Source organism: [Flexibacter] sp. ATCC 35208, assembly GCF_001975825.1.
In the GTDB taxonomy this organism is placed as follows: domain Bacteria; phylum Bacteroidota; class Bacteroidia; order Chitinophagales; family Chitinophagaceae; genus Chitinophaga.
This window is the reverse complement of record NZ_MTKN01000018.1, coordinates 40,177-64,721: the sequence shown is the minus strand read 5'-3', so window position 1 is coordinate 64,721 and position 24,545 is coordinate 40,177. Positions and strand designations below refer to the sequence as shown.

15 protein-coding genes and 1 riboswitch are annotated in these 24,545 nt (G+C 45.7%); of the genes, 7 read left to right on the top strand and 8 right to left on the bottom strand.

From position 1 onward, the window contains the following. Positions 1-11: 11 nt before the first annotated feature. Together BW716_RS13295 and BW716_RS13290 are read right to left on the bottom strand one after the other, a co-directional pair. Positions 12-1,835, bottom strand: a complete 1,824-nt coding sequence (locus tag BW716_RS13295) for a RagB/SusD family nutrient uptake outer membrane protein (protein WP_083723053.1) — start codon at positions 1,833-1,835, stop codon at positions 12-14. Positions 1,836-1,854: 19 nt separating this feature from the next. After that, positions 1,855-5,079, bottom strand: coding sequence for a TonB-dependent receptor (locus BW716_RS13290; protein WP_083723052.1), 3,225 nt, complete (start codon positions 5,077-5,079; stop codon positions 1,855-1,857). A gap of 453 nt (positions 5,080-5,532) precedes the next feature. Between BW716_RS13290 and BW716_RS13285 the strand changes: the two genes are divergently transcribed. Further along, positions 5,533-6,072 carry a hypothetical protein gene (locus BW716_RS13285; RefSeq protein ID WP_083723051.1) on the top strand — a complete coding sequence of 180 codons (540 nt, stop codon included), beginning with the start codon at positions 5,533-5,535 and terminating at the stop codon, positions 6,070-6,072. Positions 6,073-6,393: 321 nt separating this feature from the next. Here BW716_RS13285 and BW716_RS13280 read toward each other — a convergent pair whose 3' ends face one another. Then, complete coding sequence (locus tag BW716_RS13280; RefSeq protein WP_083723050.1) at positions 6,394-8,091, bottom strand: sodium/solute symporter; 1,698 nt, start codon at positions 8,089-8,091, stop codon at positions 6,394-6,396. A 176-nt stretch (positions 8,092-8,267) separates the two neighbouring features. On the opposite strand from BW716_RS13280, the gene BW716_RS13275 reads away from it, so the two are divergent. Beyond that, a complete protein-coding gene (locus BW716_RS13275) occupies positions 8,268-9,521 on the top strand; it encodes a dicarboxylate/amino acid:cation symporter (protein WP_083723049.1) in 1,254 nt (417 codons plus the stop codon). A gap of 63 nt (positions 9,522-9,584) precedes the next feature. On the opposite strand, the gene BW716_RS13270 is transcribed toward BW716_RS13275, so the two are convergent. The 3 genes from BW716_RS13270 to BW716_RS13260 are packed head-to-tail and all read right to left on the bottom strand — an operon-like array spanning position 9,585 to position 13,365. Next, positions 9,585-10,862 (bottom strand): YdcF family protein, encoded by a 1,278-nt coding sequence (locus tag BW716_RS13270; RefSeq protein ID WP_083723048.1) that lies wholly within the window; start codon positions 10,860-10,862, stop codon positions 9,585-9,587. Next, positions 10,859-12,160, bottom strand: coding sequence for an amidohydrolase family protein (locus BW716_RS13265; RefSeq protein ID WP_083723047.1), 1,302 nt, complete (start codon positions 12,158-12,160; stop codon positions 10,859-10,861). The genes BW716_RS13270 and BW716_RS13265 overlap by 4 nt, the downstream gene beginning before the upstream one ends. 35 nt (positions 12,161-12,195) lie before the next feature. Next, positions 12,196-13,365, bottom strand: coding sequence for a PLP-dependent aspartate aminotransferase family protein (locus tag BW716_RS13260; protein WP_083723046.1), 1,170 nt, complete (start codon positions 13,363-13,365; stop codon positions 12,196-12,198). 140 nt (positions 13,366-13,505) lie between these two features. Continuing rightward, positions 13,506-13,619: riboswitch (SAM riboswitch) on the bottom strand. A gap of 212 nt (positions 13,620-13,831) precedes the next feature. On the opposite strand from BW716_RS13260, the gene BW716_RS13255 reads away from it, so the two are divergent. From BW716_RS13255 to BW716_RS13240, 4 genes are all read left to right on the top strand, one after another. Next, positions 13,832-14,440, top strand: coding sequence for a TetR/AcrR family transcriptional regulator (locus BW716_RS13255; protein WP_083723045.1), 609 nt, complete (start codon positions 13,832-13,834; stop codon positions 14,438-14,440). Between the two features lie 102 nt (positions 14,441-14,542). After that, positions 14,543-15,904 (top strand): TolC family protein, encoded by a 1,362-nt coding sequence (locus tag BW716_RS13250; protein WP_083723044.1) that lies wholly within the window; start codon positions 14,543-14,545, stop codon positions 15,902-15,904. A 22-nt stretch (positions 15,905-15,926) separates the two neighbouring features. After that, on the top strand, positions 15,927-17,156 hold the full coding sequence (locus BW716_RS13245) for an efflux RND transporter periplasmic adaptor subunit (protein WP_083723043.1): 1,230 nt from the start codon (positions 15,927-15,929) through the stop codon (positions 17,154-17,156). 25 nt (positions 17,157-17,181) lie between these two features. Then, positions 17,182-20,208 (top strand): efflux RND transporter permease subunit, encoded by a 3,027-nt coding sequence (locus tag BW716_RS13240; protein WP_083723042.1) that lies wholly within the window; start codon positions 17,182-17,184, stop codon positions 20,206-20,208. A gap of 84 nt (positions 20,209-20,292) precedes the next feature. On the opposite strand, the gene BW716_RS13235 is transcribed toward BW716_RS13240, so the two are convergent. Next, positions 20,293-21,060, bottom strand: coding sequence for an SGNH/GDSL hydrolase family protein (locus tag BW716_RS13235; RefSeq protein ID WP_083723041.1), 768 nt, complete (start codon positions 21,058-21,060; stop codon positions 20,293-20,295). Positions 21,061-22,380: 1,320 nt separating this feature from the next. Here BW716_RS13235 and BW716_RS13230 point away from each other — a divergent pair. Then, entirely contained in the window at positions 22,381-23,046 is a 666-nt protein-coding gene (locus BW716_RS13230; protein WP_083723040.1) for a response regulator transcription factor, read from the top strand. A 39-nt stretch (positions 23,047-23,085) separates the two neighbouring features. Here BW716_RS13230 and BW716_RS13225 read toward each other — a convergent pair whose 3' ends face one another. Continuing rightward, positions 23,086-24,255: a FecR family protein gene (locus BW716_RS13225; protein ID WP_083723039.1), complete on the bottom strand. Its 1,170-nt coding sequence runs from the start codon at positions 24,253-24,255 to the stop codon at positions 23,086-23,088. Positions 24,256-24,545: the final 290 nt, after the last annotated feature.

Below are 24,545 nucleotides of genomic sequence, written 5' to 3'. Positions count from 1 at the left end.
ATCAACAAAAACTAATACCCCTGATTTTGTACCAGCTTATAATTACTATTCAAAGCATCTGTTGGAATAGGAAACAGCTCTTTTTTATTCGCCTCAAAATAAATCGCATACCCCTTCCTCGCCCCCGTCAGGTAATCTTCATTCACCGCCGCCCGCCAACTCTTGGCTGTATACCCCGAAGGCGCAGAAGAAGACCCCAATCCCGGTTCAAACAACACCTGTGATACCGGTCCACCATACAAATCCAGCGTCTGTGTTTCATCCACTGAATTCGTAAGATTATACGTCGCCGCTTTTGCATAGAGGTACAAAGGCACATTCGCATACCGCCCCTCTCCATTCATAAACTGACGCAACTTATCCCTTGTCTCTGTCAACTTTGTAGCCAGCAGGTTCCAGCGGATCAGATCATACTTCCGAATCCCTTCACCCCCGAATTCCAGCAACCTTTCATGCACGACAGCATCAAAGAATCCCTGTTTATCTGTAGGTATTTCAGGCAACCGGTCCAGGTGCCCTACATAAGCTCTTTTCTGTACCTGAAGCAAAGCATCCTGCGCCTTTGCAGAAGGCGCTTCGTTGATTTCATTGTCTGCCTCTGCATACATCAGCAATACATCAGAGAACCGAAGTATCGGCCAGTTGATAGCCAGATTCTGCGATGTACCGGTAATGCTCGTCCAGGAACGGCGATACTTACCATCCGTCATCACCCCAGCTGTTACCGCTATCTTCTGACTATTTGCATCTATTTCAAACAGGTTAATGGTCACATCCCGGCGACAATCGCCAATGGAATCAAATTCATAAAAATACGTGGGCAATACATTGATGCCGCCACCACCGCCACCAAAGCGGGAAGAGGTATTATGCTTCAGGCCATTGTAATAACCCAGCTTACTATCTGTACTGGCATTCCCACCATAGGCGCCAATTTCAAACATCAGTTCATGCGCATCGTCTGTTCGCGTAGATGTATGCAATGACTTGAAGATATTTTCATACACAGGGTTCAGCGAATGCTGTTCAGGATGTGCCATAATATCCGCACATTCATCATAAGCTATCTGGTAGAACTTTTTATAATCATCTCTTCTCGCCATCACATGAGGATTCGTACGCAATGAATATCCGCCCACTGCCAGTGCAATTCTGGCCCTGATCCCTTTCACCGCACCTTTGGTGAGTCGTAAATTCTGATCGGGTGATTCCGTTCTCCAGGGCACTAATTCTTCCGCCACTGCCAGATCATCCAGCAATTGCTGATAAATGGAATCCTTGTCAGTCCTGGGCAGGTACATATCCGCCAGATCTGCGGCGGGCACCAATTGTGCGGGCAGATCGCCCCAGTTGCGCAACGCTTCAAAGTAAAACTGCGCACGCAAGGTCAATGCCTCTCCATACATCTTCTTCATCTGTGACTGCTCTGTTGCAGAACCACCATTATACAAAGGAGACAACGGGATATATTTGATACAAATATTCGCTCTCTCTATTCCTTTGAACAACTGGTTGAAAGGGTTCGGCAAATCACTATTCCCCGCACTGGCACCATAAGTACTGATCCCTCTTCTGTCGTCAGCACTATAGTCACCGGACGTTTTGAAATCGTCGGATGATTGTGGAAACAAACAGGAAATACGGTTACCGTATCCATTATCGCCGATCAACATGGCGTATACACCTACCACAGCGGCATTCGTATTGGATACACTGGTAAATACAGCATCCTGCGATATCGTAGACGGGTTCTCGATCGTCAGGTATTTTTTGCACGCACTGAATGCTGTGACAAAAATGATAAGTATAAAGAATGAACGTATGTACGCGTACATAATCAAATCGTTTAATCCATTAAAAAGAAACATTGACACCACCCAGTATGAAACGGCTTCTTGGGTAAGCCGCATAATCCACCCCCGGCGTGAGCGGGTTGCTGCGGCGGGTATTGGCCTCCGGATCATAGCCCGTATACTTTGTAAATGTGTACAGGTTATTGACTGTGGCATACACCCTGAAACGGGAGAAGACATGGGTTCTCTTCAGCAAGGTAGCTGGCAGTGAATACCCGATGGTCAGATTACTGATCCTGATAAAGGATCCATCTTCTATAGCAAAGGAGTGCAGGAAGTAGTTGCCCGCAGGTGCTGACCAGTATTTAGTATCTTTGTTCAACGCCTGCAACTGATCCGGATCTGTTACCAGTGCACCATTGTCGCCATACCATTTCCACGCATCTTTCATCTCCCTGATCAGGTTGTTGTCTTTGTATTGATAGGTAGTGGTAAATTCGATCTTATTCGCATTGTATACCTTGTTGCCATAAGAGAAGTTGACAAAAACACTGACGTCAAATCCCCTCCATGTAAACTGCTGGTTAAAACCACCAAAGAACTTCGGCTGGGCATTGCCCAAAACCTGTCTGTCATTCAGTCCAATGATTTTGGAAGTATCTTTTGACAGCTTCTTCAGTTTGAGGTCACCGGGTTGCACTTCACGGCTACCAAGGGCTACCGCGCTGGTATTTGGCACATCTGATTTCAGTGTATAATGTTGTGTGCCGGCGTCGTAATTGAAATCTTCGATTTTGTAATAGCCATCGGTGACATAGCCGTAAAACTGCCCGATTGGCTGTCCTACCTGTACCAGGAAGTCGTTCAGACTATTTACCCAACCGGATTGGGCGTAATAAGATTTCAAGGGAGCACCGGTAGGATCCGTACCCAGACTCACAATTTTATTTCTGTTCGCCGCAATGTTGAAAGACACATTGTAACTCACTTTTTTCTTATTGATCACCACCGCCGCTATCTGTAGCTCCAGCCCCTTATTTTGTGTCTTCCCTACATTCTGGATCTGGCTGCTATAACCGGTTGTCTGAGGTATCTGGGCAGCCAGCAGGAGATCGCGGGTATTGTTGTAATAATAATCCACGGAACCACTGATCCGGTTATCTAATACAGCGAAGTCCAGACCGAGGTTGCGGGATACGGTCGTTTCCCATTTCAGTCGTGGATTTGCTAAAGACAAAGGAGCAGTACCAGGAGTCACAGATTCATCAAAGGCATAGGAGCTGGTGCTGGTACCATACATGGTTTTGAACAGGTCTTCCGAGATGCGGTTATTACCCGCAGTACCCAGTGTAGCGCGTAGTTTCAGGTCAGAAAGCCAATGAATATTCCGCATGAAATTTTCCTGTGTCACCCGCCATGCGAGCGCTATAGATGGGAAGGAAGCAAAACCATTTTCATAACTGAACCGGGAAGACCCATCATAGCGCAGGGTGAGTGTGGCCAGGTACCTGTTGTTGTACCCATAATTGGCCCTGCCAAAAAATGAGATCAGCCTGTTTTGGGTCACGCTGGTAGTAGGCGGATCCTGTATTTGTCCGGTAGGCGGCGTGGCCTTTTGAATACCGGCAAATGCCTGTTCCGGTGTAAGATCCACAGGCATCCACTTGACAGTAGTGCTCTGAGAATTCCCTTTCAGCATATAAATTTCCTGACCGGCCAGCAGATCGATCTGGTGTTTATTATTAAAGTTTTTGTTATAACTAAGCGTATTTGAATTGGTGAGGGTCGTCGTTTCTCCTGTAGCAATAGTGACTACCGGCATATCTGCATTAGAACGCGCAACGGATGTAACATATCCATTGTAAGTATTGGTACGCGTGCCTGTACTGGTGAAACCTACCGTACTCCGGAAGGTCAATCCATCCAGGATCGTGAAATTCAGATAACCATTCAGGTTAGCATCATTACGGTAATCATATTTCAATTCATTGTGTGCAAGTAACACAGGATTCGTGAGGTTCGTAAGATTCGCATATTCAGGATCAAATACATCCACCACATCTTCATCACCGGGAGCGATGAACGGCTTGTAACGTACGGCATTGCGCAGGCGGTTAGTACCCTGCGAACCCGTATTTGAAGTACCTACCCCATCTACCCGCTGACGGCTGTATCGGGTAGTGATGCCTACCTTCAAACGTTTGCTGGCAGTATGATCAAAACGGAATGCTGCCATGGTACGGCGATAACCGGATTCCAGCATGATACCCTGTTCGGAAGTATTGTTCAGCGTGAGATTGAAAGACGAAGTTTTACTACCACCTGTTACCGTGACCACATGGGTATTGTTCGTGGCATTGCGGCCAAATACTTCATCCTGCCAGTCAGTAGCCGGTACCTGTTTGTACAATTCAAGATCCTCCCAGCGACCATACTTATCCCTGAAAGCATTTTTGGTATCATCGTCGGTTTGATAGTTGTACAGTTTATACTGGTACTTTACATAGTCATACGGCGATAAAACCGGTAGTTCGTTCACAATACTGCGTACCCCCATATAGCCATCATAATTTACGCGGGTCGGCATGTCTTTCCCCCCTTTGGTGGTGATGATCACCACACCATTCGCACCTCTGGCACCATAGATGGCTGTAGATGCAGCATCCTTGAGTACATCGATACTTTGAATTTCCTGTGGTGACAATAAAGAGAGCGCATTTTCAACCTGTATACCATCTACAATGTAGAGCGGAGAATTGTCCTGTGTGATAGAGCCACCGCCTCTTACACGGATCAGGATATCAGCACCGGGTCTACCTTCGGTAGTCGTGACCTGCACACCTGCCAGGCGGCCTGCCAGTGCTTCGGCAGCGGTATTGGCCGGTACGTCTTTCAGTTCTTTCTGCGCATTCAGCGAAGAAGCAGCACCGGTAAAGTTGCCTTTGGATACGGTGCCATAGCCAACTACCACTACTTCGTTCATGTTGTTGTTCGCTAGTTGTAATTGTGCCTTTACCGTGTTGGATGGTGAAGCGTTCACTGTGAGTGTCTGGTAGCCTACATAGGTCAGTACCAGAGAGACCGTTTGTCCATTGGGAACTTTGAGGTGAAACTGTCCGTCGGCATCAGTCTGGGTACCCGTATTCGTGTTTTTAATACGAATGGTAACCCCCGGCAATTTATCGCCGGATTCTTTGCTGGTAACTGTTCCAGAAATCTGATACGACTGGGCAAACACCTCCATACATCCCAGGAGGATGGTCATGAAGAAAATTAATCCTTTCATAAGTGGAATTCAATGTTTAGAATCTTATAACTATTTCATAGACGTGTTCAAGTGGTTGATAGAATTGTCGGAGAATATCGGGTTACTGCTACAAAATGTCCCTCCTTATTATTCATGCTCCTTCAACAATTTTAACGGCTAATTTTCTAACGAACAACTTATTACGCGTGTTTATTTACGCAATCGTTCCCGGAACTTAACCGGAGGTAATACCTCACAGGTGAATTTAGCCTTTATTGGATAGCCCACTAAAGTATAGGGAAGCTTTATGACCAATCATACATCTCAACTACACTATAAGTACATTATAACTACACTTCTATATCAATTCGATATTGAGGTGCACATTAAGTGATGTATTAGTACTCATTTAGTGCTGATTTAGTATAAAAGCTTCACCGTAGTTGCAAGCGGTATAGTACCTTCATTCCTATCACCTATAAATTGTTTGTTATGGCACTTGTTAAAGACAGTTTACTCCTCCAACTCGTCAGAGGTACCCTTGGCGATCAACTCACGATTTACGAACGGAATGGCCAGATCATTATGGCCAAGAAACGTGGTCCGTCGAAGAAAAAACCGACTAAAAAGCAGCTGGAAGCCAGGTATAAAATGCAGGTGGCAGCGGCATATGCAAAGATGATCCTACTGGATCCTGAGCTAAAGGCTTATTATAAGTCCAAAGCAGGAGCCGGACAGAATGCTTATAACATGGCGATAAAAGATGCTTTTAAGTCACCCGAAGTACAGCAAATCCGGTTCGAAGAAACGACTGTAATCGTTACAGCAAAAGATGAATTCAGGGTAGCGGAAGTGGAAGTACGGGTGCTTGATGCGGCAGGCGCTATGCTGGAAAGAGGCAAGGCTGTATTAGGCAGGAATGGCGTGGACTGGTATTATAACGCAGCCAGTTTGCCTGCTGGTGGAAAGGTCGTAGCGGTAGCGGAAGATCTGGCGGGAAACGGAACAGTGAGAGAAGTGAAGTTAGAATAAATTCAAGCAGCAATAAAAACCTGCATGAAAAGTGGGAATTCACCACCGGGGAATGAAAACCATTTTCAGAAAAACAGTATTTCAGCAATAAAATCAGCCTCCTGATATGCGGGGTATGGCTATTGGCATGCGCCAGCTGAAGGTATACCGGGAAAAAGATCACGGCGGCCAACAGCCTTCACCTGCCAACCGGTCTATTACAGGCATAAAAAAAAGGTCGAATGAATTCGACCTTCGTATAACATAGTTCACGTTATTGAATAGCTGTAATCTGCAAAAATTACTGAGAGTTCATACAGCTTGTAGAGACTAAATAAATGTTTACCAGAAGCGGATGTACAGGGCACTGAGTATCAGCAGCGTTATTACGATCATAACGATGGTAGACGGTGCCAGTTTGAACATCGCTTTGTCCAGCTGGAAGGCTTTCGGATTGATGGCCGGACCTGCCAGGCTCAATATCACCATCACCAACAGGGTAAAGAAGAATGCCCAGCCCATACAGATCTGGAATGGAATTTCATATACCCCCTTGCTGTTCAGGAACGCAGTGTATAACCACGTTTCATGTCCAAACCATTCCGCTGCATAGTTATTGAACACCACGGAAAGTAAAAAGCCGGTTACGATACCTGCTACTGCCGCTGCACCAGTGGTACGCTTCCAGAACATACCGAGCAGGAACATGGCGAATACACCAGGACTGATAAAACCTGTATATTTCTGGATAAAGGTAAAACCACCAGCACCACCAATACCTAACAGGTCGTTCCATGTAAAGGCAATGGCCACCAGCATGGCCACAACGATCGTAAGGCGACCTGTCCATACCAGCTTTTTCTCGTCAGCTTCTTTATTGATATATTTTTTGTAAACATCCAGTGTAAAGATCGTCGAAATACTATTTGCCTTACCCGCCAGTGATGCTACGATAGCAGCTGTCAACGCCGCGAGAGACAAGCCTTTCAGACCATTTGGCAGGAAGGTCAGCACAGCAGAATAAGCATTGTCCGCATTGAATTGACCACCCGGGGCCATTTCGCCCTGCAGTCCACCATTCTTGTACAATACATAAGCGGCGATACCAGGCAACATCACGATCACAGGCATCATCAGTTTCATAAGACCCGCAAAGAGAATACCATTACGGGCTGTCTTCAGATCCGCACCCAGTGCTCTTTGTGTGATGTATTGGTTACAACCCCAGTAGTTCAGGTTGATGATCCACTGGCCTGCAAAGTAAATAGTGATACCAGGCAATAAGAGATAACGGTTGATGTACTCCTGCGAAGCACCGGGACCAGGTTTTTTGAGGATCATCTCAAAGTGATCGGGAGAATCTTTCATGAGTGCATTAAAACCAGCCAGTGCATCTTTGCCAAGGCCAAAGTGTTCGCTCACCATGGTCAGTGCCAGCCACGTAGTAGCGAGGCCACCAATGATCAGTACAATCACCTGGATCACATCGGTATAACCGATCACTTTCATACCACCTAGCGTGATGACCAGAGCAAATATAGCCAGGGCCACCATGATGATGTGAAAATGTTCAGCACCTACCAGGTTGTTGATGGCCAGTGCACCGAGGAACAGGATGGACGTGAGGTTGACGAACACGTAGAGGAATAACCAGAATACAGCCATGATCAGCGCCACCGTTTCATTATAACGGGTTTTGAGGAACTGTGGCATCGTGTAGATCTTGTTCTTCAGGTAAACAGGAATAAACCAGACTGCTACGATAATGAGGGCTACGGCAGCAATCCATTCATAGGCAGAAACGGCGATACCGACAGAGAAGCCGTTGCCACTCATACCAATGAATTGTTCAGCTGAAATGTTGGATGCAATAAGGGAAGCGCCTATGGCCCACCACGTGAGTGATCCTTCTGCCAGGAAGAAATCTTTCGTACTCATAGTGGCCTTCTTTTTCCGGAGGTAAATCCAGTAACCATAAGAAGCGACTACCAGGAAGTAGATTACAAAGATGATGTAATCAATGTTGGCTAGTTTATTCATATTATGTGGAATGTTACGGTGTCTGGTTTCACAACGGGTGCTCCTGCATCGGGAGGCAAGATAGTAATAATTGTCAATTTTACATTTAAAGTCTAAAAATATTTTTATCTGGTAAAATTTTAACCTTCGAATGTGCAGATTTTGCCTTCGGCAGTTTTTTTCTATATTACATCCTTATGCGTCAATTATTAAAGAACTATAGTAGCATCCTGCTTTTGCTGGGAGGGATCATTACCGGCAGCATTATGGGTCTCACGCTAGGGCCACGGGTATTGATCCTGAAACCCATCGGTGATATTTTCCTTAACCTGATCTTTATTGCGGTCGTACCGCTGGTGTTTTTTGCTATTTCTGCAGCCATTGCCAATATTGATCCGGGGCAGAAACTGGGTAAGATCATGTCTGCCATGGGGCTGGTATTCCTTTCTACTATATTAATAGCTGCATTTTTTACGATTGTGGTGATCTGGTTTTTTCCACTGGAGGCGGTAGTGACCGTTCCGGGGTCATTGCCGGACCTCAAAGATGCGGGTAACTGGGGAGATCAGTTGGTAAGATTACTGACCACAGAGGAGTTCTTTTCCCTCTTATCGAGGAAGAATATGCTACCGTTGTTAATCTTTGCCGCTATTATGGGCTTTGCGGCCCTGAAAGCCGGGGAAGCAGGTGCACCTTTCAGGAAGTTCCTGCTATCGGCCAATGCGGTCATGAAGAGCTTCCTCGACATTATTATGGTGATGGCGCCATTAGGTTTGGGTGTTTATTTCGCCTGCCAGATTGCGGAACTGGGTCCGCAGTTGTTCGTGACCTATGCCAGTTCTATGAAGATTTATTATGGCTTTGGTATTGTCTACTTTTTCGTGGGGTTTTCCTTTTATGCTTTTCTGGCCGGTGGGTGGAAAGGGATTGTTACATTTTGGAAATATAATATTGTGCCTTCCCTGACCGCTTTAGGATCCTGTAGTAGCATTGCGACCATTCCTGCCAACCTGGAAGCGGGGAAGAAAATGAAGGTGCCGGAAAGTATTAATAATGTTGTGATACCGTTAGGTGCAACCCTGCATAAGGATGGGTCCAGTATTTCTTCGATTGTAAAGATCGGGGTGGTATTTGCGCTGTTTGGAAGGGATTTTTCGGGGGTGGATACGATCCTGCTGGCATTGGGGATTACGGTGATCGTGAGTATTGTGGAAGGAGGCGTCCCTAATGGCGGGTACATCGGGGAACTCCTTGTAATGTCTGTTTATGGATTTCCGGTGGCGGCTTTGCCAGCGGTGATGATAGTTGGTACGCTGGTGGATCCGCTGGCTACTGTATTAAATGCAACAGGTGATACGGTAGCTGCGATGATGGTGACCAGGGTGCTGAAGGGGAAGAAGTGGATGGAGCGTGAAGTGATTCCAGCCAGTGATAGCTTGCCAAAGGGGTAGTTAATAATAACAGTCCGGCAGGATGGCGTAGTGCGTCATCCTGCCGAAGTGGTAGCATTTATATCACGGATCCAGCGGATCATTAGGATCTTCCTGCCATGCCTTTTCATCCGGCAGGAACCTGTTCGTCGTATCATCCACTCTCTCCATTTCCTTATATGGTACATAGCCGATTTCTTTTACAAAACGGGGCGCCATCTTCTCGATCATCAGCGACTGCATCGGATCGGTAATAATAAGTCCCGGTTTGGCCGCCGGCATATTAAATAGGAACATCAGCCTTTCCGTATTACGGATATTGGTCGTCGTATGTCTTGCATGCGGTTCTATGATGATGGCACTATCCGGAATACCCAATTTTGACATCAGGTACTTCTTCATTTCCACCGCCTCACAGAATGGCGTTTTGTACGGATGTACATGTCCACCGGAAACAACGATGTAAGGTGCGAGTTTGTTATTATAAGCTTCCACAGCCAGTTTGCAGCGATACACACCTACTGAATCCATGCTTTGTCCTTTCTTTCCAGGACCTGCACCGGGCACGAGGATCACACTGTACTTGTAGGCATTCCAGTAAATCAAACGGGAACTTTTAAAGGCAGCCGCATTACTACCGGCGTACAGTGGTTCGTAACGGGTGGCCTCATCCCTGCCATTTACTTCCAGTGCAGTGAGAGCTGCCTGTAATGACTGACGATAGAAGGCCCCTCCCATCTTGTGCTGTAAACCTGTTTTCACAGCAGGTAAATCAGATGGCTGTAAAGAAGCGCTATCGATCGCTGCATAGCGGGGGCGTTCACCCTGTAAATACACTTCGTAAATGTGGTTCATACCGGTAGCGATATCTCCCCATACTTTGCGGATATAAGCCGTATCATTTTCTTCGTCATATACCGGGTAACGGTTCACTACTTTCAGGCGTTGTACCATCTCCGTCATATCACTGTTAGTGCTTACTAACTGTACAAACTCATCTCCTGTTCTGCGGATTTCGTCCGGGGTCCATTCCAGCGCTTCGCCCAGGCAGGCTGCATCGGTACAGTTGCTGAGTGCCGTTTGTAAACGGGTGGCTCTTTCAGTTGCGATGGTGTTAAATACCGCATCTTTTTGCACGATATCATGGGCTTCTCCTTTTCTTTCCAACGTATAGAGAAAGTAAAAAGACTTCCTGATTTGTACCTGCTGTGTAGCCGTAAACGTGATACCTGCCGGAACAGTGGCGCGTGGTTTTGCTGCCGCCTTGTGATAGTGTTTACTCTTGTGTTGCCCAAAGGTCATTGTGGTAGCCAGTAGCCCTGTGCAAAGGCTAATGGCAAAGATCTTTCTGTTCAATTTCATTTTATTTCCTTTCCATTTTTCCAAATTGCGGTAATGCTCCTGGTGGCTTTGATATCCTCTGCAGGATTGCCATCAAGGATCATAAAATCTGCTTTATTTCCTGGTATTAAAGTTCCTGAATGATGCGCGCCGTTTAGCAATTTTGCGCCATTGGCGGTGGCACAGGTAATAACTTTGAGTGGGGTGAGCCCTGCTTCGGCCATCAGTTCCAGTTCCAGGTGTTCTGAAAAGCCCTGTGCACGGGTGGGTTGTGCACCAGAGTCAGTACCCATACAAATGGGGATACCGGCGCTGTCCAGTTTATGTAAGTTTGTTTTTGCGATGTTGAAGGCTTTGATTTTTTTCTCACGGTCCTTATCGTTCTTCTGGGGCATACTTTTTAATTCATCGTATACACCTGGTTCAAGGGAGTGAATAAAAAAGTCATCATTTATCCAGGCAGGCCATTGCGTACCGTATGCAAAATTATATCTGTCTAAAGAGAGTGTGGGAATATAATAAGTACCTTTTTCTTTCATCAGGGTAATGAAAGCATTATCTACCACCTGATCACGGATACTATGTGCCAGCAGGTCGATGCCATCGTTCACTAAATTGCGGGCATCTTCCAGATAATAGACATGGGCAGCTACTTTAATACCATGGGCATGGGCGGAAGTAATAATCGCCTGGTAAATTTCAGGCGTCACTTTGGGGTTTCCATCCACCCAAATCTTTACAAAATCAGGATGTAGGTCCGCCAGTTGTTCCATGGCAGCCGTTGCTGCTTCAGGAGTAAGGGGGCGTTGGATATGTTTTCCAAATGCGCCGGGAGGTACGCCACCATTAGCACCAAAGCCGTAGCCGGCCGTATAAACGGTTGCACCGGGAATGGCGCCTTTTTGAGAAGAATCGCGCAGTGGCCAGATCAATGGCTGGTCAGTACCCATGCTCAATACGGCGCCGATGCCGTAATGTAAATATTGTTCCAGCTGCCGTTTTACATTCCCGACCGTGTAATTATTGGCGGTAGCTGTATTTCCTTTTATCAGTCCCAGGTGCCCATGGGCATTGATCAGCAGCGGCATGACCGTTTTGCCGTTCATGTTAATGCGTCTGGCGTTTTTAGGCAGGTGTTTAGTATCCGGAAAGGAAACTACCTTGTCTGCCTGGATCACCATATTTGCATGCTGGCGCACTGGCGCGCCGCTGCCGTCTATGAGCGTAATATCTTTCAGTACCGTAAGGGATCCCTGCTGCGCAAAAACTAAGCAGCTTTGAAATATTGCCCCTATGGTCAACAACAGATAATTCTTCATTCAGTATGGTTTGCAGTATTGCAAACTACGAACTATCAGTTAAAAATAGCGACCGTTGCGGACTGAATTTGATGAAAGGCATGAGCGAGGTCCGCCAGAAGGTCTTCCGGTTCTTCCAGTCCCACGCTTAAACGGATCAGGCTATCCGCTACCCCGGCGGCTCTGCGCGTTTCGTCAGGGATAGATTTGTGGGTCATGGCAGCCGGATGACATAACAAACTTTTAACACCTCCAAGGCTTTCAGCAAGCTTAAAATATTTGGTGCTGGTCACAAATTGCTGTGCAGCTGCCTCCGTATCTGTTTTTAGGGTGAAACTCACAATGCCTCCAAATCCTTTAGACTGCTTTTTCGCAATATCATGGTGAGGATGTGATGAAAGGCCGGGATAAAATACTTTATCGACCAACGGGTGCTGCTCCAGGAAGCGTGCAACCTCTTTTGCATTGGCACAATGCTGGCGCACCCGGAGGTGAACGGTCTCGATACCACGAATTAACAGGAAACTGTCGAATGGTGACAATATCGCACCACAGGCATTCTGGTAAAATTTGATTTCGGCGCCCAATGCAGGTTCTTTGGTGACGACCACACCTGCTATCAGGTCGCTATGGCCACCCAGGTATTTGGTGGCGCTGTGGATAACGATATCTGCACCCAGCAACAGTGGTTGCTGTAATACCGGGGTACCAAAGGTATTGTCCACGGCAAAGAGGATGTGATGGGCTTTGGCAATTTTCGCAATCGCCCCGATATCTGAGATCTTTAAAGTTGGATTAGTGGGTGTTTCCAGCCAGATCAGCTTTGTAGCCGGTGTGATGGCGTCCAGAACGTTTTGTACATCGCTGGTGTCTACATAAGTGACTTTGATCCCGAACTTTTTGTACACCTTGTCAAAAAGACGGAAAGCGCCCCCGTAAATATCGTCTACTGCAATGATTTCATCTCCTGACTGCAGGAGTTTTAATATAGCATCGATAGCTGCAAGTCCGCTGCTAAATGCGATGCCGGTACTGCCGCCTTCCAGGCCGGCCACGATCTTCTCTAATGTTTCGCGGGTAGGATTGTTGGTACGGGCATAGTCATAGCCTTTGTTCACGCCGGGTGCTTCCTGTACGAAGGTGGAAGTCTGGTAGATTGGGACTGCGATTGCACCTGTTAATGGATCTACCGGAATGGAATGGAGGAGGTTGGTGATGTTGCTCATCGGTTTGTTTTTTAGTTGATGATGAAATTGATTAAACAGGATTCCGTTAGAGCTTATCAGAAAGGAGTGGGCATAAAAAAACTCACCTGGATAGTCAGGTGAGTTTAAAAGTATATTGAGTAATATCGATCAAATCTACTGACTTATCTTTCCCGGTTTGATCCGGGATGGATGTAGCACCTTTCCTGTTTGGTGGAACAGGATGGTTGCTAAGGCTTCGCAGGGCCATTTCCCTCTGCCTTTCTTGATAAGATATCTTAAAGAACTGATGCAAAGATAAAGCGGGAAATTCCAAATTTCCAAGAATATGTAGCAAAAAAATCTTCATATGCCTTGGGCCAAAGAAGTTTTTTTGGACGAAGAGGCCCTACAGACGGCAAAAGAAAATGAAAATAATGCCCGGTATCTGTTTTTATTTGGTTTACTAAACACTGTTCAGTAAGTTTGCATCGTAAAGTAAATCATTATGGGGATTTCTGATCGGAAAGAAAGAGAAAAACAGGAGATGCGGAAGCGGATCATCGGCGCTGCCATGGAGATGTTTGTAAAAGATGGATATGAGAAAACCTCTATCCGCAACATTGCAGAAAAGATTGAGTATTCTCCTGCTACCATCTACCTGTACTACAAGGATAAAGACGAATTGTTTTACGAGATCCAGCGCGAAGCGTTTGATCAGATGCATGAATACTTCCGGGTGCATGCTGTCTCTGCCGATCCAATGCAGCGACTGCGTGAATTGCTGAAAGCATATATCGAATACGGGATTGCCAACCCGGACCTCTACGACCTTATGTTCATCCTCCGCTCTCCTATGAAAGCGGTTCAGGAAGATGACTTCTGGGAAAATTGTAACGGCTCCTTTGAGTTCCTGCTGGATACAGTAAGTGCTGCAAAAGACTCCCTCCGTTTCTCTGATCCTGTAAAGGCAGGAATGATCATTTGGGGTTTAGGACATGGCATTATCGCCCTCTCTATCCGTGACAGAATGAAAGTGACCAGGTTGAATGAAGGAGAGCAGGCAGCTCTTGTCCAGTCTGCAATACAAGAGTTTATGCAAATTATCCAGAAATAAATTGTCTGTGTGAACCATCAGGTTGACACAGACAAACAATCCTTCTTTTCATTGACACTTAACGTGTCTTTTTTTATACCACTTTACTAAACAGTGTTCATTATGTCAACACACATAAAAAAAAGACTTTTGTTCATAATAACTATTCTGGGCGCATCTTTCCGCCTTTCTGCCCAGGATACGCTGCTTGAGCACTACATCCGGGAAGCCTTTACCCGCAACCAGGGCCTCAAGCAGCGCAATTTCCAGCTGGACAAATCGCTGTATGCCCTGCAGGAAGCCAAATCACTCTTTTACCCCAGCGTGAGCCTGGAAGGTGATTATACCCGTGCTGCCGGTGGCCGTACCATCGACCTTCCACTCGGGGATTTGCTGAACAATGTGTACTCGAGTCTCAATCAGCTCACGGGCAGCAACCAGTTTCCCCAGCTGAAAAATCAATCCGTGCTCCTCAACCCTGATAATTTCTACGACGTCAAACTGCACACCACCCTCCCGCTCATAAACACTGAGATCTGGTATGCCAACAAAATCCGCAACGAAAGCATTTCCCTGCAACAGGCATCTGTGAACGTGTATAAGCGTAAACTGGTGAAGGATCTCAAAACCGCCTACTACCAGTACTACCAAAGCTGCCGCGCTGTTGAAATCTACAACGCCGCCATGTTGCTCGTAGATGAAAATATCAGGGTCAATAAAAGTTTTATTGCTAACGGGGTGACTAATACCACTGCCCTGACCCGCTCTCAGGCAGAACAACAAAAGATTATCACCAATATCACCAGCGCTGAAAACCAACGCACCTTATCAAAAGCATATTTCAATTTCCTACTCAACAAACCACTGAACGATACTATTTTTCTGGACACCACTACTTTTGTTTCTGCTTCCCTCCTGCCTGTAGCCGATACCGGCACGATTACAAACAGAGAAGAACTACAACAGCTGGAACAGCAAAAAAAGATCGCAGGTCTGCAATACAAACAATACAACTCCTACCTCGTTCCGAAACTCAGCACCTTCCTGGATCTTGGTTCACAGGGCTTCAACTGGAGTGTAGACAATAAAACCCGCTATTACCTCTGGGGCGTACACCTGCAGTGGGACCTCTTCACCTCTGGTCAGCAAAAGCACAAAGCACAACAGGCTGCCATGGAAATAAAAACGGTCGATGCTACTTACAACGAAATTTACAGTTCGCTGCAACTCGCACTCACCACGGCGTACAACAACTACCATACGGCTGTTGCTAATTATCAGAATGCTCAAACCCAACTCGCACTTTCTGAAAAATATTACCGCGATCAATTCAAAGTATATAAAGCCGGTCAGCTCCTTTACCTGGAACTGCTGGATGCACAAAACCAATTAACCAACGCACGCCTGCAGGTAGCTGTTGCTTTTGCAGGGGTACAAACTTCTATGGTCGACATTGAATTGCAGGCCGCCGCTTACCAGTTATAATAACAATATTAAACGTCGATATATGAAAACTATTCACGCCATCTTACTACTGCCTTTTCTCGCTGTCTTCGTTATTTCCTGTGGAGATAACAAAGCTGCTGAAAACAAAAACACCACTGAAGTCATTCCGGTAAAACTGTTGCCACTGAATGGTCAACGCACAGGTGCCGCTACCATAGCCGTATCCGGACAATTTACTACTGACGATGAAACTATGCTTTCTTTTAAAACCGGTGGTATCATTCAAAGCCTCGCTGTGAAAGAAGGCGATGCTATCAAAACCGGCCAGGTACTGGCCACGCTCAATCCTACTGAGATCAATGCACAGGTTACACAGGCACAACTGGGCTTTGAAAAAGCACAGCGTGACTACAACCGCGTACTACACTTATACCAGGATAGCGTAGCCACGCTGGAACAATTGCAGAATGCAAAAACAGCGATGAGCATTGCAGGGGAACAGTTCAAATCGGCTGAGTTCAATCGTAGCCATTCACAGATCCGTGCCACCTCTAACGGATATGTATTGCGCAAACTCGCTAACGAAGGTCAACTGGTGCAAGCCGGTACCCCCATCTTCGAAACTAATGGTGCAGCTTCCGGCAACTGGCTGCTGCGCGTAGACCTGAGCAATAAACAATGGGCGGCGATCCAGGCACAGGACAAAGCGATGATTGAAATTGAATCAGTAGCAGGAAAGACTTTTGAAGGTACTGTAGTACGTAAAACAGAAGGTCTGAATCAGACCAGTGGTACATTCAAAGCAGATATTCGATTGAATGGTGTAAAGCCTGCAGCTATTGCCTATGGCATGTTTGGCAAGGCGACGATTCAGCCGGGAGGTGGGAAAACGAAAAATCAGGCGAATGTGGGTGAGGGTGGATCTGAAGCCGGCAGGCCTGCGGGTGTTGGTGGATCAGAAGCCGGCAGGTCTGTGGGTGTTGGTGGATCTGAAACCGGAAAGCCTGTAGGTGTTGGTAGATCTAAAGCCGGCAGGTCTGCAGGTGATGGCGCAACAGCAGCAAACAATGGTCCATGGTCCATTCCTTACGATGCCCTGATGGAAGGCGATGGCAGTACTGGTTATGTATTCATCACCAACGATAACAAAACTGCAAAGAAAATCACCGTGACTATCAGTGGTATGGAAAAAGACCAGGTGATCATTAGCAAAGGACTGGAACAGGCAGGTGCACTCATTATTTCCGGCAGTGCTTATCTCACTGATGGCAGCCCGATCAGTGTAAAATAAGTTTAACCGTTTCAACTATCAGCACATGAAAATTTCAACATATGCGGTAAAGAATTACCAGTTTACCCTGGTCATCTTTATCATGATTATCACACTGGGCATCACGACGATCTTTAATATGCCACGTTCCGAAGACCCGGAAATGCATGCGCCGACTTACTCTGTGGTAGTCGTGTATCCCGGTACCAGTCCGAAAGATATGGAAGACCTCGTGGTCGATCCACTGGAAAAAGAACTCTATGCACAGGAGAATGTAAAAAGGTTACGTACCTCTATTGGCGATGGTTTGGCCGTGATCAGGGTAGAATATAAATACAGCAGCGATGTGAATGAAAAGTACCAGGAAGTGCTGCGTGTAGTAAATGGCAAGCGTGGAGAACTACCAGAAAATATACGCATTGACGTGATGCGGTTCCAGCCAAGTGATGTAAATATCCTGCAACTGGGTCTTGTGTCTGAAAATGCGCCCATGGACAAACTGCAATACTATGCTGAGAAATTGCAGGATGAACTGGAAAGACTGAAGGAGCTGAAGAATGTAGAAATTCATGGTGTACCTGACAGACAGGTGCGGATTGAATTGCAGATGGAGAAGATTGCACAGATGGGAATTTCTGTGAACAGCGTGATCAGTAGTTTGCAGGGAGAAATGGCCAACATCCCCGGTGGTAGCATTGATGCGGGAAATCGCACTTACAATATCAAGAGTAGTGGTAGCTATAAATCACTGGATGAGATCAGGAATACTGTGATCAATGTAAATAGTAATAAGAATATTTTTCTGCGGGATATTGCGAATATATACTATGGATTTAATGATGAAACGTATGCTACGCGCCTGAATGCACACCGGTGTATATTCCTGGTGGCCGCGCAAAAGGAAGGTGAGAATATCAGTAAGACCAAACAGGTGTATGGTCCGGTGATTGAGCAGTTTAAGAAAACATTGCCTGCCAATATTGACCTGGTAGAAAATTTTGATCAGGCAGAAAATGTAAACAGGCGATTGAGTGGGTTGGGCGAAGACTTTATTATTGCAATCCTGCTGGTGGCGGTGACCTTGCTGCCACTGGGTTTCAGACCGGCGCTGATTGTGATGATCTCTATTCCGCTGTCTTTGTCTATTGGGATCGTATTGCTGAATGTATTTGGCTATAACCTGAACCAGCTGAGTATTGTTGGTTTGGTGGTAGCGTTGGGTTTACTGGTGGATGATAGTATTGTGGTCGTTGAAAATATAGAGCGATGGATGCTGGAAGGGCATAACAGAATGGAGGCCACACTGAAAGCGACCAAACAGATTGGACTGGCAGTAATTGGGTGTACGGCAGCGTTGATCATTGCCTTTATGCCACTGGTATTTATGCCGGAAGGTTCCGGTGATTTTATCAGGGGTTTACCGCTGGCGGTGATCTTTAGTGTACTGGCTTCCATGCTCGTATCATTGACGATCATTCCTTTCCTGAGCAGCAAATTGTTGAAAACGCATAGTGGTCATCCGGATGGTAATATCTTTATGCGTGGGTTGAAACGCCTGATCCATGGCAGTTACAGTAAATTGCTGGATGGTGCGCTGAGGCGTCCTGTTTTAACTATCATAGCGACAGTGATCATTTTTGGCGGTTCTATTTACCTGTTCAAAATAATAGGATTTGGGTTATTCCCCGCTTCAGAGAAGCCACAGTTTCTCATTAATATAACCACCCCGGCACAGTCCAACCTGCCCTATACACAGCAGATTGCGCTGGAAGTGGAGAAAGTGTTAAAGACTGAAAAGGATATACAATACTTTTCTACAAATATAGGCAGGGGTAATCCAAGGGTGTATTATAATATTATACAGGAGCATGAAAGAAGTGACTATGCACAGATCTTTGTACAGTTGAAACCCGAGACCTCTCCTGAAAAGAAACTGGTAATTATTGATAAACTACGTCAGCTGTGGACACCTTATCCGGGTGCGAAGGTAGAAGTGAAAAACTTTGAGCAGGGACCTGCTTTACCGGCACCGGTAGAGATCCGGTTGTTCGGCGATAACCTGGATTCACTGAGAACCTTAGCGGGTCGGGCAGAAGAAATGTTGCGGAAAACACCGGGTACTATTTATGTAGACAATCCTGTGAAGTTGCTGAAGAGTGATATCCGGGTAGTAATCAATAAAGAGAAGGCGCAGCAGCTGGGTATTCCAAGTCTGAATATAGATCGTACGGTGAGACTGGCAGTGGCAGGTTTGAACCTGGGGCACTATGCAGATAATAATGATAATGACTACGACATTTTGCTGACGAGGAATAAGGAAGGCAGACCAACGATGGATGTGTTCAACAGTCTGTATGTAAATAACAATGATGGAAAGGCGATTCCTTTGGGCCAGGTGGCGGATTTGAAAATGGAGAACTCTCCGATCAGTATCAGTCATCAGGAGAAGAGAAGAGTAGTATCTGTGACGGCTTTTGTAGATAAAGGAGTACTGGTGGACAAGGTGCTGAATGATGTGATAGCGAAGATGGATGCGATGCCCTTGCCGAAGGGGTATTCATATGAGATGGGTGGTGAGATTGAATCAAGGAAGGATTCATTTGGGGATTTTACCAATATTATTATCCTGACGGTGTTTATGTTTATAGCGGTGTTGATATTGGAGTTCAGGACATTCAAGAGCACGTTTGTGGTACTGTCAGTCATCCCATTGGGGGTTGTAGGTGCGGCAGTAGCTTTATGGATGACGGGCAATTCACTGTCTTTTGTGGCGATCATCGGTATGATTGCGCTGGCAGGGATTGAGGTGAAGAATACGATCCTGCTGGTAGATTTTACGAACCAGTTGAGAGAGCAGGGTAAATCATTGGACGCAGCGATCCGTGAGGCGGGTGAGATCAGGTTCCTGCCGATTGTATTGACATCATTGACGGCGATTGGTGGATTGATACCGATCGCGATCAGTACGAATCCGTTGATAGCGCCGCTGGCGATTGTGTTGATTGGCGGCTTGATTAGTTCAACGTTGTTGTCGAGGATAGTGACGCCGGTGGTGTATAAATTGATGTATTAAAGCATTGTATTTCTGCCGGCCGCAGGCCAGGGTACCCAAAAAGAAACGCTTCTGCCTTCGGCAGAAGCGTTTCTTTTTGCATTATCATTTTACAGTATCTAACCAGCTAGCCGCCATCAGCTCTGCACCGGCGAGGCTGGGATGCACCCCATCCCCTGTCCAGTAACTACCTGGTGCAGACTTTTGTGCCTTATCAAAGATATCCTGGTAAGGAATGAAAATGGCATTGTATTTACCTGCTATTTCTTTTGCAGCTGTACGATAGTCATTAAATGCCGGAAACCATTTGTCATCTACAGCTTTCACATGATTGACAGCAAACGGCTCTCCGATAATCAACTGTACATTTGGTAATTTCTGCTTCGTACGATCCAGCAAAGCAGTCAGGTCATCCTGATAGGTTTTAACGGTACCGGTATAATTATTAGTCAGCGTATGCCAATAGTCATTTACCCCAATCAAAATACTGAGTACATCTGGTTGCAGGTTCAGGCAATCTGCGTCCCAGCGTTCTGCCAGCTGGTATACTTTATTCCCGCTGATGCCTCTGTTATAGATCTTCAGGTTCCGGTCAGGGAATTGTTTTAACAAAGCTGCAGCTGCGAGAAATGCATACCCGGTGCCCAGGGCACCGCCATTGTTTGCCTCATCATGATCTCTTTTACGGCCGGCATCGGTAATGGAATCGCCCTGGAACAGGATCACAGCATCCTTTTTCAGGGTTATCTTTTTAGCTTTTTCACTAATGGGGTTGGCAAATGAGATGTCAGGAAGGGCCGCCGCAGCCAGGGTGCCAAGTGATAAGTTACGGAGAAATTTTCTCCGGGCTGATTGAGTAGTGGATTGTTCCATGGAATTATTTAAGTTAATAGTATATACATAGTAGTTAGAAGGGCCCGAAGACCTGAAGAATAAATCTAAGGAATTATTTAATTAAAAGGAAACGGGTGTTGGGAATGGTAACATCGGAGTGGGAATGAAAGTAGGGTCGCGGGGGGCAAGGAGGAGGTAATAGGGATGGGTAAATGATGGAAAATGGATGGATGGCAGAAGGGAATAGTGATCGTGGCGGACGGGAAATGTACAGTCAACAGAAGAAAATAGCGGTATTGAATGACGGAAAATGTACTGTCGGTAGAAGGAAATAGTGATCGTGGCGGACGGGAAATGTACAGTCAACAGAAGAAAATAACGGTATTGAATGACGGAAAATGTACTGTCGGTATAAGAAAATAGCGATCCTGGCTGACGGGAAATGTACAGTCAACAGAAGAAAATAGCGATCGTGATTGACGGGAAAATGAAATGCCGCCTAGGAATAGGCGGCAATTTAGTTATCTATCCTATGAAAACCTGTGTATTAATAAGGTACCTGGCGCTGTTCTATATATTTACCGTGGGGTTACACAGTTCCTATGCAGAGCCTGGTATAGAGGGATACACAGCTTGTAGCCTTGGGGTCCCAAATCTATCGCAGTTGCCCTGGTACCCAATACGCATACCAAGGCTTAGCGAGAGTCTGGCTTTATTATGGATATGGCTCTCTATCAATTTTGATCTATACTCTTCCTGTTTCACTTGTATATCGTTCCAAAAAATTAAATCAATGAAATAAGACATAAATTTTATACCTTATTGATGTTAATTTTTACACTGAATATATCTAGTTTTAAATGCTTTATGCATTTATTACTGTAAAGATGTAAAATTGTTGTCGTCAAAACTACATTTATTGGCATGCTTTTTTATAAAATGAGTAAGTATACACATATTTCTAGGTACTAACACTTATTTTAAGTATCGACCACAGCTGAAAAGGCAAAAGGGGCGGTTATTTGACGCATATTTACGTGCAGGTCAGCAGTTGGAATCCATACCTATCTTCTTGAAAAACCCCACTAGGAAAAAGACATTATTATTAGACTAAAAAAAAATGAGTATGGTCATTAGCACATTACCTGCAACTTTGGAGAAAGGAACCAACCATTATCCATCGCTTTCACCAATCAGAGAGGGAAAATTTATTCAATCTAACAGTGGCATTTATCAGTCCTATTAAACCACGTCAGCAGCAGATATGCGTTCTTGATGAGAACCAGCGAACTAACCAAGGCCTCGATGCAGCGATAAAAGGCCTAGCGTGAACGTATAAACCAGCTCAAATTAAATTGAATGACAGCACCAATCTATAAAATTTTACTCTTGGAGGAAGATACTGCTTTAATCCGCAAAATACAGCAGCTCCTCACCCTACAAAACTACGATCTGATCACCAGTACTACCCCCGAAGAAGGGATGTACATGAGCCGTCAGTTTAAACCGGACCTCATTTTATGTGGCGTAAAACTGAGAGGAGGCAGTGGTTACCACTTCCTTATGGAATTGCGAAACGACCCTACACTGCAGCATTTACCTATTATACTGATCAGTGGAAAAGAAGGTAAGGAAGATATGCGAATGGGTATGAATCTCGGCGCAGATGATTTTCTGACAAAGCCTTTTAAGAGCAAAGAACTGCTTATGAGTATTAAATCGAGGATCACAAGGTTTACGGTTTTCAACCTGCAACAGCGGGAGAAGAAGCATACCACCATTGTGTCTATGCCTGTAGTTGCCCCGGAGATATACAGCAAACTGAGTAAAACAGAACTTCGCATCATGCAGATGATTGCGGAAGGATTGAGCACTAAAGAAATTGCACAGGCACTCAACATTAGTATCAAGACTGTTGAGAACCACAGACACAACATTTCAAAAAAGCTAAACCTGACAGGGCATAATTCCCTGATCAAGTACGCCATCCGGAATTTGCAGCAGCAATACCGGATATTAAGTTAGCTTTCATTTTATCAAAATCTATAATTTTCTGAATAACAATTATTTCTTCAGCTTAAGGTGTAATACATCTTGGTCGTAGTAGTGATCTACATCCCCAATGATCTGTAGTGTTTCGAGGAAGTAATCAAGGGCCTGTAGTTTTTCCAGTCCACCTGTAAATTTTTTGCCAGCGAGGGAAGGGTCATCGAACACTACTTTTACACCATACCACCGCTCTATTACAGTAGCGATGTGTTCCAAAGAGGTGTTGTGGAAGACATAGAGACCACGCATCCATGCCAGTACTTCTTCAGCGTCAAAGTTGTCTACGCTATATTTGTTACTGGTATTGTATGCTACCTGCTGGCCGGGTTTCAGGGTTACTTCCTCGTTGCCGGATTTAGTCAGCACCTTACCTGTTACCAGGGAGGTAGTGGTCACGTCTTTGCTGTATGCGTTCACATTGAAGGTGGTACCGAGTACGGTAATATCTGTATGGGCAGTGTGTACGATAAAAGGCTGTCCATCTTTCTTTGCTACATTGAAGTAGCCCTCGCCTTCCAGGTATACTTCCCTTTTATCGCCTTTGAAAGCGAAGGGGAAGCGAAGTTTGGAGGTGGCATTCAGCCATACTTCCGTACCGTCTGAGAGGGCGAGTTTATAATCCATTTTTGGGGGAACGGTCAGTGTATTGAACCCTTCTCCCATTTTTCCATTAGCTGCATATTGTAGTTGTTTGGCGCCGGCGCTCAGCTGTACGTCACCGGCAGTAATTTGCTGACGGGCCTGGTTGTATGGCAACGCTACTGTGCTACCGTTGGCCAGTTGTAATTGCAAACCGGGAACGGTGCCTACCGGATGGGTGGCGGCAGCGATTGGCAGAGGGGTATCTTTTTGCCAGATACCGGAACGCCAGACGGCACTGATGGCAAGGGCTACGAGGACCGTGATGGCAGCGGCCATCAGGAGCGTACGGTTCATGTGAACCTTTCGGCCGGGTACAGTGAGCTGACTTTTAACATTGTTCCAGGCAGCATTTTCATCGATCTGATGCCAGAGGGCTTCTTCGCCGGGAGTGATGTAGCTTTGTTTCAGGGCACGCCACATTAGGGCGATCTCTTCGTGGTTGTCGATAAGACCTGCGACCCAGGCATCGTCTGCTTCGCTGATTGTACCGTTTCGTTTTTCCAACAGGAGCTGGTAAATGTGCTCGTGGTTCTCGATCATCATAAATAATTCCTTGTTAAATAAGACGGTGGCTTCTGCACGTGAATTTCTCTTGCAATCTATTGCATCGAAGTTAGGACCATCTGTTTGATAATTAAGTTAATTACCAGTTAATGATTTGAGATAACAAGTTGTTTTTCTTACGCTTATTATTTTACACTCTATATTATTTTCACAAAAATGAGTAGTATTTTATCAATTTCATGACCTGCGGTCAGGATTTGAATGCGGGGTGTGTTTTTTTTGCCTCCGGCAGGCCTGGAAATCAAAAAAGCCGCTTTTGTCCCTTCGGA

Coding starts and splice junctions, on each gene's coding strand:
- BW716_RS13285 (WP_083723051.1), top strand. CDS start 5,533: ATGGCACTTGTTAAAGACAGTTTACTCCTCCAACTCGTCAGAGGTACC.
- BW716_RS13255 (WP_083723045.1), top strand. CDS start 13,832: ATGGGGATTTCTGATCGGAAAGAAAGAGAAAAACAGGAGATGCGGAAG.
- BW716_RS13295 (WP_083723053.1), bottom strand. CDS start 1,835: ATGTACGCGTACATACGTTCATTCTTTATACTTATCATTTTTGTCACA.
- BW716_RS13235 (WP_083723041.1), bottom strand. CDS start 21,060: ATGGAACAATCCACTACTCAATCAGCCCGGAGAAAATTTCTCCGTAAC.
- BW716_RS13270 (WP_083723048.1), bottom strand. CDS start 10,862: ATGAAATTGAACAGAAAGATCTTTGCCATTAGCCTTTGCACAGGGCTA.
- BW716_RS13280 (WP_083723050.1), bottom strand. CDS start 8,091: ATGAATAAACTAGCCAACATTGATTACATCATCTTTGTAATCTACTTC.
- BW716_RS13240 (WP_083723042.1), top strand. CDS start 17,182: ATGAAAATTTCAACATATGCGGTAAAGAATTACCAGTTTACCCTGGTC.
- BW716_RS13230 (WP_083723040.1), top strand. CDS start 22,381: ATGACAGCACCAATCTATAAAATTTTACTCTTGGAGGAAGATACTGCT.
- BW716_RS13290 (WP_083723052.1), bottom strand. CDS start 5,079: ATGAAAGGATTAATTTTCTTCATGACCATCCTCCTGGGATGTATGGAG.
- BW716_RS13275 (WP_083723049.1), top strand. CDS start 8,268: ATGCGTCAATTATTAAAGAACTATAGTAGCATCCTGCTTTTGCTGGGA.
- BW716_RS13260 (WP_083723046.1), bottom strand. CDS start 13,365: ATGAGCAACATCACCAACCTCCTCCATTCCATTCCGGTAGATCCATTA.
- BW716_RS13225 (WP_083723039.1), bottom strand. CDS start 24,255: ATGATGATCGAGAACCACGAGCACATTTACCAGCTCCTGTTGGAAAAA.
- BW716_RS13245 (WP_083723043.1), top strand. CDS start 15,927: ATGAAAACTATTCACGCCATCTTACTACTGCCTTTTCTCGCTGTCTTC.
- BW716_RS13265 (WP_083723047.1), bottom strand. CDS start 12,160: ATGAAGAATTATCTGTTGTTGACCATAGGGGCAATATTTCAAAGCTGC.
- BW716_RS13250 (WP_083723044.1), top strand. CDS start 14,543: ATGTCAACACACATAAAAAAAAGACTTTTGTTCATAATAACTATTCTG.